Source organism: Paenibacillus senegalimassiliensis (assembly GCF_001486585.1).
Classification (GTDB): domain Bacteria; phylum Bacillota; class Bacilli; order Paenibacillales; family Paenibacillaceae; genus Fontibacillus; species Fontibacillus senegalimassiliensis.
The window spans coordinates 57,801-72,706 of sequence record NZ_LN909042.1; the positions used below are offsets into that span (position 1 = coordinate 57,801).

Sequence of the window (14,906 nt, forward strand, 5' to 3'; positions counted from 1 at the left end):
ACCTTTCTGTCACGATGGGCATGGGATCTTTCGGTATTTACCAAATTGTTAATCATGGGAAAATTGGAAATTGATAGTTTACAGTCAACTACCATACATTTAAGAAGAAGTTAAATACTCATTTCATAATAAGGAGGTTAACACGTGGAAAAAGGCAAGAAGCTTAGCAGGGTAGTTCTTCGCGTTTCAATGGCCATCTGCTTGTTTGCAGCTTTGCCGGGATTAACTTATGCCGCACCTGTTCCCATTCACTCTGGTCCGCAATTTGTGGACGGCTATTACGCAGACCCTGATGTACAGAATTATAATGGGACCTATTGGGTGTACCCGACTCGTCCAAGCCAGGTTGGCGAGCCTCCCAGCACAGGCGCCAAATCCATGGACATCTTCTCTTCAACAGATCTGGTCAACTGGACAAAGTATTCAAATGTAATAAGCTCGGCTAACATATCCTGGTTGTCGCATGCATTATGGGCGCCGAGCGGGGCCTATCGCGATGGGAAGTATTACATTTATTTTGCTGCAAACGCGATCAATGGCGATGGTCAATTAGGCGGAATAGGCGTCGCGGTGGCGGATCATCCCGAAGGGCCATATACGGATGCGATTGGTGCGCCGCTTATTAATGTCGTCAGAAATGGTGCAGGCCCCATGGATCAAGACGTATTTATTGATGATGACGGTCAGGCTTATATGTATTATGGGAGCTGGGGCGAGGCTAATGTTGTCAAGCTGAATGCGGACATGAAGTCGCTTGGAACATGGCCTGACGGAACCGTCTATAAGAAGGTTACGCCTGCCAAGACGGGCAATAATGACTTTTTTGAAGGACCTAAAGTGTTTAAGAGAAACGGGATATACTATATGACTTATTCCGCCGGTTTGTGGGTGGATTCAACTTATAAAGTCCTGTATGCCACCTCCGACTCTGTGACAGGACCGTTTGTGCCCAAAGGCATTATGCTGCATTCGGATGCTACAACCGCCTATGGACCGGGTCATAACGGGATTATAAAGTCGCCTGACTCCGGGAATTGGTACATTTTCTATCATAAGCGTTACCTGAATAAGCCGGATTGGGATGCTCGCGTATTAGCCTACGATAAATTTGAGTTTAGTGCAGACAATAGCATTATTCCAGTCGAAATGGCAGTAGGGGATAACTTTAATGATGGAAATGATGTAGGGTGGACCAAACATGGCGGGACATGGACCGTATCAGGAGGTCAATATCATGTAGCGTCAAATCCGGGGGCCAAGGCTCTTCTGGACACCAATTTCTCCAATATGGTGTATGAAGCTGATGTGACGCCGGGCGCCACCGGCAATGCGGGCCTCGTATTCAGGGTATCAAATCCCGGAACGGGTGCCGATGCTTACCAGGGTTACTATGCGGGCCTCGATGTTCCCAATCAGAGGGTGGTCATCGGGAAAGCCAACAACAACTGGACGTCGCTTGCCACGGCTCCTATGAGCCTATCAGCCAATACAACATATCCTATAAAAATTGTTGCGCAAGACACATCCATTAGGGTTTATGTGGGCGATATGGCTACACCTAAGCTTAGCGTTACGGATTCAAGCTATATCGGAGGCAAGATCGGGGTCAGAACGTATAATTCGGCTGCAAAATTCGATAATATTTCAGTGGAAAGCAGTCAATATGAAACAGAAAACATCATGGTTAGTGCAACCTCAGGCGACAAGCATCTCCTGTTCGGAGAAGGGTCCGGTCCAGATCCTAATCTGAGCGGTGGATATGGAGTCATGCTGGAAGCCGATGCCGTTCATGATTATGTGACATACACGGTGAATGTGCCCGAGGCACGCAGCTATAGTGTGAAGGTCAGGGTGAAAAAAGGCCCCGGACGGGGGCAGTTCCAGATGTCGGTCAACGGTGTGAATCACGGTTCGGTTCAGGACCTATATGCAAATTCATTGAGCTATGCGGAACTAAGTGTAGCCAATATAACTTTCAGCTCTGCAGGCCAAAAATCCTTCAAGTTTAATGTTGCAGGCAAAAATAACGCAAGCTCCGGATACTTTCTGGGCCTTGATTATATTAAACTAGTACCCAATTGATCTAAGTAAAGAGGACGGTTATGATGAACCGTCCTCTTTACTACCCCTCGTATATTGCTTGCGATATTCGCCCGGCGGTATTCCTTCGCTTTTCTTGAACGTTCGTATAAATGAGATAACCTGCAAGTAGCCCACCTGCTCACCAATGGTCTGAACGGGCAAATCGGTCTCCGTCAGCAGCCGCTTGGCTTCCGTCATGCGAAGATTCATGACGTAATCAACGAACCTCTCGCCGGTGCCGGCTTTGAACAGCTTGCTGACGACGCGCGGTGCAAGTCCGAACTCCTCGCCCAGATGATCAAGGGAGATGTCGGGATTGCCGTAATTGCTCTGTAGATAAAGGGCGATCTGCTCTACTATTGGAAATTGCGGCTGACGGTCGCGCCACTCGTGCAGCGATTCTGCAAGCAGGTGCAGCAGCTCGGCCATACTGCGCTGAATCTCGTCGATTAACTCCTTCGCCAATATGGCGGACGGGGTATAGCGACGGAGCGGCTCCACCCATACCGTCATCATCTCCTCCGGCATGTCGTTCATCTCTCTCTTCAGCGAGTAGAACAGATAGTTAACCACCTCTGCCGTCTGCTCTTGCGAAAGCCCATCCCTTCTAATGCCTTCGAACAGTCGTTCGAACTGATCAATCCACGCGGAATCTCCACCTCGCAGCAGCTTCACAACCCCTTTGGCCATGTGCAGATGGGTGTAAAGGTCGCCTTGTACGTTCAGCTTCCAGTCGGATGCCGCGTAGATGCGGCTATAGCCGTGCAACGCCCGGTATTGGCCGGCTTGCATCGCCTCCCAGTATGACCCTCTAATCTCGTCCATCTCGCTTACGGTTGTGCCGATATACAGCGACACTGTGAACTGTAGATTAGCCGCCACCCACTCCTTAAGCTTGTTGGCTATATTCAGTATCTTGGCTTCATTGACCGCGTCCTGAAAGTAGATGATGGAGCAAAGCTGGTCCGCTTCCTTCCACTCAGACCAGACCGCAAGCTCGTGATGACGACAAATCTCCTCCAGCACACCCTGCACAACGAATTTGAACAACGCCTGGTCGCGCTGATTGTAGGCCTTGCTGAATTGCTGGCGATTGTCCAGCATGACCACCAGCACGATGCTGGATGCGAACGAATGCGGGATGCCCAATTCGTCGGCCTCGCGCTCCCACTCTGCCTCCGACAAGGATAGGCTGCCCGTAAGCAGCTCGTGGAACCAATATCTTTTTCGAATAATAAGGTCGTCCTGATGCTTGGCTTCGTATTCATGGGATTTCTCCATTAAGTTATCCAGCGCAGTCGCGATGAACTGAAACTCGTTATGCTGGCTGCTTTTGCCGAGCTGCAAGCTTCTTCTCAGCGCATAGTGGTCAATGCGGATCATGATTTCTTCGATTGGCTTGTAGTTGCGGTGAGTCACGTATGTCAGCACGATGATGCTTAGCAGGAATGTGATGAGCGCCGGGAGTGTCCAGGCGTCCAGGAAGACAGACATCAGCTTCTGCTCGGACTCCGGAATACCCACGGAGAGATGCCACCCGGTATAATCGGAGCGAATCGTGCTGATCCCCCACGTTGATTGCGGCGGCGTATTCTCTCGGAATAGGGAGGAGCTATCGCCATCGTTAAGCTCCAGATAACCAGAGGCATTGGAATTGACCGTCTGTAGTGCTTGCTGAATGGAGGAGAGCTGGACATTGACCACAACGTAGCCTTTGGGAACCACTGACGTAACAGGCAGAGGTCTGACTAACGTGACGACATTCGCAACTGCGTTCGCTTGATAGAGACGGTACGCCCTGGGCGAAGACCACTTCTTCTCTTCCGGATTGTCTATCGCTCTCATCAGAAAGTCCTCATCGGAGAACGTATCCTTCGGCTTAATCAAGCCAAAGTTGGAGATGATTTCTTGGCTTGATATTTTGTATATGTATATATCTCCAGTGAGCGGGAACAAAGTGCGAATATCGGTCAGGCGCTCCGTCAGCTCGTACATGGTGAAGGGCGGTGTAGGTGCCGTACTGTTCATGTATTCGGTAAGCTTCTCATCCGTCAGCATCTGCTGGACCACAAATTCCTCAATCGACTTCATAGACGAATCCAGAACACTGGACACATGCGAGGCAAAGAGCTCATTGGTATTCTGGAGGCGGACCTTCGTCTCCGACGTCCATTTCACGTAGAACAACAAAATAAGGACGAGCACAAGGAACATCAGAATCGGGGAATAGGACAGCAGCATACGGTAAAACCATTTTTTCTTGATGTTGTCGAAGCCTCCTTTGCACATTTGAGATTGACTAGTACATTCGACATTAATGACCGATTACCTCCCCTTTTTAGAAAGCGCTTACTTTTATAAAACAGGAGGTTGGAAGCCTCTTTGTAATACTTTCACCCTGTTCCTGCCCCTGCTATTGCACTAAAGTAATCCATAGAAACAAGCGAGCTTAGAAAAAGGAGTCGAGAGAAATGGCTATTGTGCAAGTGAAATCCAATCATCCGCAGTTTTCCTTCCTGATCCGCAAGAATCCAGGCTCGGGCATGATGCTTCGTTCCATCCGCAAGGGCATGGCCTACGGCTGGTACACGGATGAACAGACCTTTAACGTCTACTTCAAGGATGCCGATAATGAAATTTCATATAAGGAGCATGAGCAGGAGAGCTTCGAGTATTTGAACGTATCCCGGTATAACACGCCGTTATTTCCGCTGAACGTAATCAATGAGTTCTTCGCTTCTCCACTGAAGGCAGCGCATCAGCAGGATGTGGAGGGCTATGAGCATACCTTCTTCGTCAATATGATCCATATTGAGCTGCCGCGGTACATTGAATTTTTCGCGAAGCATCTGCCGGATTTTACATTTGAAATGACCCCTCTGGCGCATAAGAGCTATTCGCTTAAGGTGACGACAAGAACGAGCCTGTATCAGTTGCTTCATGTGGTCAGCGTCTTGTGCCTGTTCCTGTCGATGTTCGGCAATGAATTTATTGATATCTCGGAAAGTGTACTGGATAAATACATCAAGAGCCTGCATGTGATGGACGCGCCTTTTTATATCCGGCATTTGTTTGTCCGCAACTTCCTCTCTTCCCGGGATCGGTTCAATAAATACAAGACCATCGTGGAGAAGACGGATCGCTACGACATCCAGTTTGCGTATGGAGGAACGGCGCTGCAACGGAGGAACTATATTGCGGGCAGACTTTCCTTTGACAAGTCGATATTGGATGTAGGGTGTGGCGAGGGATTTTATGCCCTACCGTATGCGAAGAAGATCGAAGGCAGCTATTACGCCGTGGACATTAATGAAGAAGCGCTGGAGAAGGTCAATAGTAAGGCCAAGACCCGAGAGGTCGACAACATTGTCACATTCGCTTCCATTGACTGGTTCCTGAAGGATTATAACGGGGAACGGGTCGACATCATTCTTACTGAAGTTATTGAGCATATGAGTCAGGAGGAAGCGGCGGGGCTCATTCGCCAAATCAGCAGTCAGGTGGACTTCGAGCAATTTATCATTACGACGCCTAATGCGGACTTCAACCGGTATTACGAGCTGGAGGATTTCCGTCACGACGACCACAAGTGGGAAATGGGAAGCACTGCATTTCAGGAGTGGGTTCAGCATGTGATAGCAGGCTCCGGCTTGGACGCCGAATTTGTAGCGATGGGTGATGGGGTCAATGGGACTCAAACGACGCAAGGCGTTATTTTACAGAAAAGGGGGAAATGAATCGTGGAACTTCAAACACGGGTGCACACCATATTTATGCTGATTGGGCCTACGGAATGTGGCAAAACAACGTTTGCCCAAGAAGTGCTGATGCCAGGGCTGCGATTTGAGGACCAAGGCAGAAAGGTCAAAGCCAATATTCAATACCTGTCCTCGGATCAGATCCGTCAAGAGGTGCTGGGGCATGATTACGATAAATACGAGCAAGTCATGCTGGAGGCCAGTGAGCAGGCATTTCACCTGTTATTCACAAGGCTGAAGATGGTCACCTCTTTCCCGGTGAATGCGGAGTTTGTCATCGTCGATACAACCGGATTGTCCGAGGATTTCCGGGCTAAAGTAAAGGAGGTTGCCTTCGAGAACAATTATAACCTGGAGGCAATTGTCTTTGATTACCGTAAGCGGGAGGATTATTACGCCTCCGAGCGCTCCAAGAAGCTGATTACGAACCATATTAACCGTCTGAAAAAGGAAGTGCTGGGCTCCCTGTCCCGGGAGGGCTACGGCCAAGTTCACAAGGTACGTGCGAAGGACTTCTACTTGCCCGAACAGGGCACGGCAAATCCGGAATACAACATTCTCATCGAGGATCGGGATGCTTATCTGGCCACCCATTTTCCACAGGATCAGCATTATATCATGATCGGTGACGTGCATGAGTGTGTGGACGATTTGAAGGGGCTGCTGATGGATTACGGTTATCAATTTGCCGGGGGCAAGCTGGTGGTCCCGGAGAAGCTGGAGCAGACCAAGCTGGTCCTGGTGGGGGACTGGATAGATAAGGGGAAGCGAACGAAGGAGATCATTGAATTTCTTTACGACCATCAAGAGCATTTCTACTTTGTACTGGGGAACCACGAGAACTTTGTCTCCAAATACATGAAGGGCGAGCTTCAAGGGATTGATCAGGAATTGGTCCATACGTATTTTGATTCTACGCAGGCACTGGCAAATGATTCGGAGTTACTCTTGAAGTTCACGCAACTGGTCGAGCTTTCCCAGCCCTTCTTCCGATATGTCGGGGGCAGTGGATCGTCCTTCTATGTGACTCATGCCCCGTGCCGGAACAAGTATATCGGTAAGCTTGATCCCCATTCCCGGCGGCATCAGCGGCATTTCAGACTGGACAGAGAAGAGCAGGTCGAAGGTCAGCTTGCTTTCCTTAGTCAGGAGTCCGTCAAAAATCATCCTTATCATATATTTGGTCATATCGCGGCCAAGCAAGCCTTTAAAATAGGTAACAAGATTCATATCGATACGGGTGCTGTGCATGGCAATCAGTTAACTTCGGTCAGCATCTCGTTCAAGCCGTTCCTGAAGTCGCATAAATCACGGCAGAGTGTATTCGAAGAGTCTCTACCTACCTTATTTCAGCGAGAACGCAAGGTATCTGTTCGTGATTTGGAGGAGGACGATCTGCGAAGACTCCGTTATTGCTCCGCGAACAAGATTAATTTTATATCCGGTACGATGTCCCCGTCTGATAAGAACGAACAGACTCAGGAGTTGGAATCGCTCAAGGCTGGGCTGGAGTATTTTCAAGAGCGGGGGATTCAGCAGGTCGTTTTGCAGCCCAAGTATATGGGCTCCAGATGTAATGTCTACCTGCATGCCAATGTAGAGGAATGTTATGCGGTCAGCCGTAACGGCTACAAGATCAAGCGAGTGGACTTGACCGAAATTTACGAGAAGCTGCTGCACAAGTTTGGTGGCTACATGGAAGCTAACCAGATTGAAATGATGATTCTGGATGGAGAACTTCTGCCGTGGCAGGCGCTTGGAGCTGGACTGATCGACAAGCAATTTAAGCCGATTGAGCAGGCCTTGGCGACGGAACTTGCCTTCTTGCAGGAGAACGGGTTCGAGGAATCGCTGAATAAGCTGGTCTCGGCGTATGATGCCAGTGGGTTCGAGCAGGACCAGTATCATATGAACAAGTCGGCATTAAGCGAGAAGTATGGGGCCACCCTGTATCAGAACTACAAGCCTTTGCATGATCTGCGCAAGAGCTTTGTGCCGTTGTCCGAGCATGTCCAGGCTTACCAAACCTATCAAAGACAGCTTGAACTTTATGGAGAAGAGGCGGATATGGAATATAAGCCATTTGCTCTGCTGAAGCTTGTCTATGCTGATGCACGGGAAGAACTCCCTGATTGGGGTACAGCGCAGATGTACGGTTTCCTTTCCGAAGATGAAGCGCGGTCGCTAGACCTGTCCGAGCCGGGGGCGCTGGAGAGTGCGGAGCAATATTTCTCGCAGTTAACCCTGGAGAATCAGATGGAAGGGATCGTCATTAAGCCGGAACGGTGGAATGGTAAGGTGGTGCCTTACATGAAGGTGCGGAACTCGGATTACCTGTCGATTGTTTACGGTTATGACTATAAGTTCGAGCATAAATACCGCAAGCTGCTGAAGCAAAAAAATATAAGCAAAAAGCTCCGCACCTCGCTGAACGAAGCGCAATGGGGGAAGCAGATGCTTGCCGTACCGCATAGCGCAATCACGCCTGAACATGAGGCTTATAAGCAGATTGCCGCCAGCCTGTTATTCGAGGTTGCCCAGGAGCGGGAAATCGACCCTCGACTGTAAAGGGGGAAAAGGGGGACTGTCCCAAAAAGTCATAAATTATGGCTAAGGGACAGTCTCTTTCCTATGAGGAAATTTCCTCATGGCTCTCCGTCTCGGTAGCTTGATACCGCGCCAGAGCCTTTGTTGCAGCTTCTAGCATGCGCTTCTTCAAGTAATCCCCTTCAATCACTCGGACACGTTTGCCAAGGAAGCGGATTTTGGACAACAAGTATTCGGCTTCATCGCCGAACACGACAACACGGATGCGATAGATATCCTGCTCGGCATCGTATTCCACCTGCTTCTCAAAGCTGGAGAAGGCATACAGGATGCGAGATAGCTCCTCGTTATAGAGCTGGACCACTTCGATGAGCACCTGGTTTTTTCGTGAATCCAGAAGGGTCCCCATTCTCTTCCTCATAGCTTCTACGGCTGCGGGGGGAACGGCTTCCTCTGTCAATTCGTGAATCTTGGCCAGTCGGGTACTCATCAGGGCACGATTGCGGGAGCGGTACCATAGCAAATACCATTCTCGCTTTACCATGGAATACTCCAGCTTGTACGGAATGCCATGGTGGTCTGTTCGGGCCTCCCCGTTCTTCACCGTATAGCTTAGACGAATCCCCGATTTGTTCATGATGAGCCGCCGTAAAGGACGCAGAAGCGGATGAACCACCTGGCGCTCCACGCTTCCTGCCTTCTGAATGAGGTGAAGCGAGATGTCCATAGCCTGTTCAGGCTCCAAAATTTCTTGCAGCTTCATGAGGGTCTCAGGGGTGAAGGCATTCTTAGCCGCAGGATGCTCCAGCATCGTCTTCAGCCAGGCCCGTTCATGGCTGGTAATCATCATCGTTCCACTATGCTCCAGACGCGAAATAATCTGGTGGCTGAACAGCTTCTCAAATAGATTCATAATAGCTCTGAATCTCCTTCCACTCGGCAATCATCTCCTGGCGGAAACGGCGGGGCTCCAGAATCTCACAACTAGAGCCGAAGCTGCGCAGCCAGGGCTTGATTTCAATCGTGCCGTTGACCATAATCTCGTAGATAAACGAAGTATCATCTTCATCGACGATCTGTCCCCATTGCCCTTGCAGCAGCACCCGTTCCTTGATGAAATTAGGCTCAGAGCCCCCTGGGTTGTAAAAGCGGGCGCGGACCATAATCGGCTTGCCCGTATCAATTAGCCAACTGTATTTTAGCTTATCGGTTAGCTCTGTTTTCTTCTGCTCATGCCAAACTCCCTCAACGGTCTCGCCTTCCTCCAGTTGAGTGATACCCTCCATGCGGTATTTGCGTATGCCCTGCCGTCCATGGGAGAGCAGATACCATCTGCCGTATTGATGATCGTATACCAGCTTCAGTGGGAGGGTAATCTCTCGCTTAGAGGTCGTATTCCGTTCAAATAAAGGGTTGGTATTTTGCGAATTGTAGCTGCGGTCCGACTTGGGCGAGAAATACTCGAAGCGCACCTTGCGGTGGTCGCGAATCGCCTGGAGCAGGGTGAACAAATGCGCTTCATCCAGAATCCGTGAATAATAGTGATACTTGTACAGGAAGGCCTCGGGTTCTACCGCACCTGCGATTTGCGGGTTTTCTAGCAGGTGCTTCTTCAGCCCATCGCGCAGCAGATATCCCTGAACCGAGGGCACCTGCGTATTGGCCATAATATCGATGAAGTCGTACAGATCGATTAATTCCTCGTCTGACAAGCAGCGCACCAAGTCGTCCTGAATGCGATACTTGTAGGGGCGTGGCCCTGGCTCCTTTTTGACGACACCCACCGCCTCCAGATATTTGAGATCAGAGCGAATAGTCTTCTCGTCAGGCAGAGCAAGATCAGACGGTAAGCTGTCACAGCATAAATCCAGCAGTTCCATGGCAGTCAGCGCTTGTTCATTCATCGCGCTCAGCAGTAGTGAAATGCGTTCACTTTCGGATTCCTTCACCGATTTGGTGCGGAACAAGAATAACAATAAAGGATCGGTGGAGTCATGATAGCTATAGTGCAAGAGATCAGCGAATTCCTTGCTTGGTTCCTCGGACGCTGAAGCATGAAGGGAAGTGGCGGCTTCCTTCAGCTTGCGCGTGGTTTTATCAAAGGTATGTACAGAAATGCCCAGCCGCTCGGCGAATTGTTTGCGGTTGAACGCGCCGCTCGTTAAGACAAGCATTCGCAGAAATTGAATTTCTTTGTCAAAGCTTTCCTTAGCCATAATGTCCCCTCGAATTGATATGCGGTCTTAATCCCATTATAACAGGAGAAGCGAATAGAGCGCCCAATGCGGGCATTTTTAGGCCATTCGTCATACTTCCACCATGTTCGCCTGATCCGTGATCAGCGATAATCGATATTAAGAAGTGTGGTGAACAAGTCGCCCACCAAGGAAGGGGGCTTTCTCATGTCAAACATGAAGGAGCAAATCAGAACAGAGCTGAACCGCATCGAACAAACCGAAAATGTCAAAATCCTGTATGCCTGCGAATCGGGCAGTCGGGCATGGGGATTCCCGTCCCAGGACAGTGACTACGATGTGAGATTCATTTATGTCCGGCCGCAGGCCTGGTATTTATCCATTCTGGAGAAGCGGGATGTCATAGAACGCCCAATCAGCGATATGCTGGATATTCATGGCTGGGATGTGAAGAAGGCGTTGAACCTGTTCCGCAAGTCCAACCCACCCCTGCTGGAATGGCTGCATTCACCGATCATTTACAAAGAAGAGCAAGCATGGGCCAAGCGGATGCGGGACATCTCTCCCTGGACGTTCTCGCCCAAGTCATGCGTTTATCATTATATGCACATGGCGTCCGGGAATTATCGCGGATACCTGCAAGGGGAGCAAGTCAAGATCAAGAAATATTTTTACGTGCTAAGACCGCTGCTGGCTTGTCAATGGATTGAGAAATATGAGACGATGCCGCCGGTAGAATTCGACGGACTTGTTGACGAACTGGTTCCACGAGATAGCGAGTTGATGGGCGAAATTCAACGCTTGCTGGTGCGGAAGAAGGCGGGGGAGGAGCTCGACTATGAGCCGCAAATTCCAGCGATTGATCAATTCCTGAAGGCGAATATCGCCTATTACGAGCAGCACACGTCCGCCATGAAGACTACGGCGCCTATTCCGCCAGATCAGCTTGATGAGCTGTTTCGGACGACGCTTCAAGAAGCCTGGAGCCAATGGCAATAAAGCGAAGTTGGTCGAACAACGCATAAGGCCCCTCCTTCATCAGATGAGGAGAGGCCTTATGTGGATTTTTAGCTAGCTTTAAATTTCCTTTTTAAAAAATCGAGAATCAATTCACTGATTTCCAGAGCATGGGTTTCAAGAGCGAAATGCCCCGTGTCCAGCAGATGGATTTCCGCCGATGGGATATCACGCTTATAGGCCGCTGCGCCGGCGGGGAGAAAGGCAGGATCGTTTTTGCCCCAGACAGCTAATAAAGAAGGCTGATATTGGCGGAAATAGGCTTGAAATTCGGGATAAAGCTCTACATTTGATTTATAATCCAGAATCAAATCCAGTTGGATTTCCTCAGCCTCGGGGCGGGCCATGTAGGCAATATCAAGTGAATAGCCATCTGGCGACACCAGGCAGGCATCCGTGCCGTGAAGGTACTGAAATTCGCGAATCGTGTCGGGACTTAAGGAACTGCGGCAGGCCTCACGGTGTTCCGGCGTGGGGGAATGCCAGTAGGTCTCCCAATCTCCCCAATTATCACTGAACCCGTCCAGATAGGCGTTGCCATTCTGGCTGATGATGGCTAGAACCCGTTCCGGGTGGGCCATGGCCAGGCGATAGCCGACAGGTGCGCCGTAATCAAATACATAAAGAATATATTGTTCAAGAGATAGAGCTTCCGTAAATTCTTCAATCACCTCAAACAGGCTGTTGAAGGTGAATTCAAACTGACTCCGTGACGGAGTTGTTGTATGACCGAACCCGGGCAGATCCGGGGCAATGACCCGGTAGTGGCTGGCCAATTCGGGGATCAGATCGCGGAACATATGACTTGAGGTTGGAAACCCATGCAACAATAACATGACTTGACCATCCTTCGGCCCCGCTTCACGATAGAAAACCTCGACATCCCCAACCTTCTGACGTTGATATGAAATGTTCATCATGATCTCTCCTATTCCCAAGTGAGTGTGATATTTCGTGAATACGCTGTACTTGCTCCAGTTGGCTTTGCTGTAGCCCTATTGTATACTGGAGGCAGCTATTTTACTAACGAATGATTTAAATGCTTACTATTCTAAAATGAAATACACCAAGGAGAGGGGGATCCATGTGACTCATATGATCCATTTGCTAGAGGGGCGCTACTTCCAGGCCTTTATTGCCCTGCTGGAAGAGAAGAGCTTCAGCCGCGCTGCGGAGCGTTTGGGTTATGTTCAATCCACCGTCACCACCCATATTCAGCAGTTGGAGAAGATCAGCGGACAGAAATTGTTTCACCGGTACCCGCGAGGGGTGGAGCCTACGGAAGCAGGCCAAGTATTTGCCAAATATGCCTATCAGTATGCTCATTTGGCTCAATCCTTGGGAGAGAGTATGGCTAAGCTGGAGCAGCCCTCCGGGACGGTGAATCTTCGTGTCCAGGAGTCCTTTTTTCTAACCAGCTTGCTCCCGTTCGTCCAAGAATATACAAGGGAATTTCCTAATGTGAAATTGCATATTGAACAAGGAGCACATCAGGATATTGTAAATGGCGCTCTGGATTATGCCCTGGATTTCGGGATTGTTCCAGCAAATCCGGAACGGCATGACCTGCTTTTCTATCCGATGAAGGAGGAGACGATTGTTTTTGTTACCTCAGGGGACTTGGCTGGGAAAGTAGAGCGCGAGGGCGTTCAGCTTCTGAATGATGAACTCTTCATCAGCAACGGGATGACCTGCTTGTACCATACAACGGCGATAGATGTGTTGAAGGAGGCAGGGATTACGGTTAGGGATGCACTCGAATTGCCTAGTCTTGAAATGATTAAGCAGATGGTCATTTGTGGAAGAGGTTACGCTCTGGTGCCTGAAATAGCCATCACTAAGGAGCTCGGGGCGGGAGTGCTCAAGCGGCTGCCGTTTGACGCGGAAATGAGCTTTGTTCATGGGCTGATTGTTCATAGAAACCGTGAGCTAAGCTATACGGCCAGAAGCTTCCAGGAAGAACTTTTGAATTTTTTCTAATCCATAACTATCCGTCTAATAAAGTAAAGACAGGCAGTCGCCGATTGAAACATCGGTAACTGCCTGTTAGTGGTTAATGTAAGTCTATAGCTGGATTTTCAGTGTATCATGCGCAAGGTTAACCCCTGCTGATCGGGTAATCGCCAGTTTCTGATCCTCCGAGAACCCGATAGTCTCGCCGTCATGCAACGTAACATCTGCGCTAATAATGTACCAGGCAATATCGGCCAGAAAGTCACGCAGTTCCGCCGGTTCGAAGGGGCTGTCCAGCACCTCAATTTCGTCTTTGCCGAAGTTTTGAAGTCCAATCGTATACCCGCTGATACCGTTCTCGGTGCGCAATAAGCCGAAATAGATCACATTCAGTAACGGGAATTGATCATGTTGCTTCATGTTCTCCGTCACTTCCTGGAAGAATTCAGGCTGGAACACGGTGCCGGAGGAATAGACCCCGATCGCATTTGGCAGCTTGAGACAACTGGAGACCAGCTTGGTATAGACGGCGGCAGTGTCCAGTTGGGACAGCTCCCGATTGAATACGGCAACGATGAGCTGCGCAACATGCGTCTCGGTGACTTGGACGGCTTGCGGCCAGAGATAGTTGGTCGCTGCGTTGCGTACGGCCTCATCATCCGGCACAGGAGCATTGATGAAGCTGACCGCCATCATGCAGCCCTCAGCCTCAAAGACCAGGGGAGGAGGACCGTCGGAGTCGGCTTCTGTCTGAGCTTCTTCCTTCTCTGTCTCCGATACGGTGATATTCCAGTCGTTTTGCAAATGGGCCTTTAATTGCTCAACATCAAATGCTGAGGAATTCAGGAGGACAAAGCCATTAAAGACACCGCCGGAGCGATTATCCCCCTCTGTCTCTGATTCGGCTTCTCCGTCCGTAGTACCTTGGGCGGCCTCGTAAGCGGCAGCTTGCTGCATCCAATACTCACGAACCATCTCGACCATCTTGATGGCCTCAGCCTCTGCAGTATTCGGGTCATAGGGCTGCATTTCGCTGAAGATGTGACCGCAATGTTCCGTATCCTCAGGCTTCTCGTAACCGCCACATACGGCCAACAGCCAGCCTCCCAGCATGTTCTTCTTGTACTTGAATATGTAATATTGCATGTCATGTCGCTTGAATTGTCCTGCCACCTCGATTTTATGAGGCTTGCGTCCTAGCTCATTCTCATGGGCCAACCACTCCACCATGGACTCCATAGCTGCCTGCTGCTGCACCGTCATCAAATCTTCTCCTTTACAGTGACTCCCTACAGGAGTGCAATAAGTTAACTTATTATATCAGTTCCGGCGACTAGAAGACTATCGGACGTGG

10 protein-coding genes are annotated in these 14,906 nt (G+C 49.8%); 5 read left to right on the top strand and 5 right to left on the bottom strand.

Features of this window, described 5'->3' with window-relative positions; translation table 11 throughout:
- Positions 1-144 precede the first annotated feature (144 nt).
- On the top strand, positions 145-2,082 hold the full coding sequence (locus BN3279_RS02610) for a family 43 glycosylhydrolase (protein ID WP_232436735.1): 1,938 nt from the start codon (positions 145-147) through the stop codon (positions 2,080-2,082).
- An 18-nt stretch (positions 2,083-2,100) separates the two neighbouring features.
- Here BN3279_RS02610 and BN3279_RS02615 read toward each other — a convergent pair whose 3' ends face one another.
- Entirely contained in the window at positions 2,101-4,323 is a 2,223-nt protein-coding gene (locus tag BN3279_RS02615; protein WP_059049101.1) for an AraC family transcriptional regulator, read from the bottom strand.
- 230 nt (positions 4,324-4,553) lie between these two features.
- Here BN3279_RS02615 and BN3279_RS02620 point away from each other — a divergent pair, with 230 nt between their 5' ends.
- Together BN3279_RS02620 and BN3279_RS02625 are read left to right on the top strand one after the other, a co-directional pair.
- A complete protein-coding gene (locus BN3279_RS02620; protein ID WP_059049102.1) occupies positions 4,554-5,819 on the top strand; it encodes a class I SAM-dependent methyltransferase in 1,266 nt (421 codons plus the stop codon).
- A gap of 3 nt (positions 5,820-5,822) precedes the next feature.
- On the top strand, positions 5,823-8,408 hold the full coding sequence (locus BN3279_RS02625; RefSeq protein WP_059049103.1) for a metallophosphoesterase: 2,586 nt from the start codon (positions 5,823-5,825) through the stop codon (positions 8,406-8,408).
- A 61-nt stretch (positions 8,409-8,469) separates the two neighbouring features.
- On the opposite strand, the gene BN3279_RS02630 is transcribed toward BN3279_RS02625, so the two are convergent.
- A complete protein-coding gene (locus BN3279_RS02630) occupies positions 8,470-9,300 on the bottom strand; it encodes a WYL domain-containing protein (protein WP_059049104.1) in 831 nt (276 codons plus the stop codon).
- Positions 9,287-10,603: a helix-turn-helix transcriptional regulator gene (locus tag BN3279_RS02635; protein ID WP_059049105.1), complete on the bottom strand. Its 1,317-nt coding sequence runs from the start codon at positions 10,601-10,603 to the stop codon at positions 9,287-9,289. The genes BN3279_RS02630 and BN3279_RS02635 overlap by 14 nt, the downstream gene beginning before the upstream one ends.
- A 186-nt stretch (positions 10,604-10,789) precedes the next feature.
- On the opposite strand from BN3279_RS02635, the gene BN3279_RS02640 reads away from it, so the two are divergent.
- On the top strand, positions 10,790-11,581 hold the full coding sequence (locus BN3279_RS02640) for a nucleotidyltransferase domain-containing protein (RefSeq protein ID WP_059049106.1): 792 nt from the start codon (positions 10,790-10,792) through the stop codon (positions 11,579-11,581).
- A 68-nt stretch (positions 11,582-11,649) separates the two neighbouring features.
- Here the strand turns inward: BN3279_RS02640 and BN3279_RS02645 are convergent, their stop codons facing one another.
- Positions 11,650-12,516 (bottom strand): alpha/beta fold hydrolase, encoded by an 867-nt coding sequence (locus tag BN3279_RS02645; RefSeq protein WP_059049107.1) that lies wholly within the window; start codon positions 12,514-12,516, stop codon positions 11,650-11,652.
- Between the two features lie 178 nt (positions 12,517-12,694).
- Between BN3279_RS02645 and BN3279_RS02650 the strand changes: the two genes are divergently transcribed.
- Positions 12,695-13,579: a LysR family transcriptional regulator gene (locus BN3279_RS02650; protein WP_059049108.1), complete on the top strand. Its 885-nt coding sequence runs from the start codon at positions 12,695-12,697 to the stop codon at positions 13,577-13,579.
- Between the two features lie 84 nt (positions 13,580-13,663).
- Here BN3279_RS02650 and BN3279_RS02655 read toward each other — a convergent pair whose 3' ends face one another.
- A complete protein-coding gene (locus BN3279_RS02655) occupies positions 13,664-14,815 on the bottom strand; it encodes a DUF4261 domain-containing protein (protein ID WP_187377724.1) in 1,152 nt (383 codons plus the stop codon).
- Positions 14,816-14,906: the final 91 nt, after the last annotated feature.

What these genes read in the sequence shown, in the direction of transcription:
- BN3279_RS02615 (WP_059049101.1), bottom strand. Translation starts at nt 4,323, where the DNA reads ATGCTGCTGTCCTATTCCCCGATTCTGATGTTCCTTGTGCTCGTCCTT.
- BN3279_RS02620 (WP_059049102.1), top strand. Translation starts at nt 4,554, where the DNA reads ATGGCTATTGTGCAAGTGAAATCCAATCATCCGCAGTTTTCCTTCCTG.
- BN3279_RS02630 (WP_059049104.1), bottom strand. Translation starts at nt 9,300, where the DNA reads ATGAATCTATTTGAGAAGCTGTTCAGCCACCAGATTATTTCGCGTCTG.
- BN3279_RS02635 (WP_059049105.1), bottom strand. Translation starts at nt 10,603, where the DNA reads ATGGCTAAGGAAAGCTTTGACAAAGAAATTCAATTTCTGCGAATGCTT.
- BN3279_RS02640 (WP_059049106.1), top strand. Translation starts at nt 10,790, where the DNA reads ATGTCAAACATGAAGGAGCAAATCAGAACAGAGCTGAACCGCATCGAA.
- BN3279_RS02645 (WP_059049107.1), bottom strand. Translation starts at nt 12,516, where the DNA reads ATGAACATTTCATATCAACGTCAGAAGGTTGGGGATGTCGAGGTTTTC.
- BN3279_RS02650 (WP_059049108.1), top strand. Translation starts at nt 12,695, where the DNA reads ATGATCCATTTGCTAGAGGGGCGCTACTTCCAGGCCTTTATTGCCCTG.
- BN3279_RS02655 (WP_187377724.1), bottom strand. Translation starts at nt 14,815, where the DNA reads ATGACGGTGCAGCAGCAGGCAGCTATGGAGTCCATGGTGGAGTGGTTG.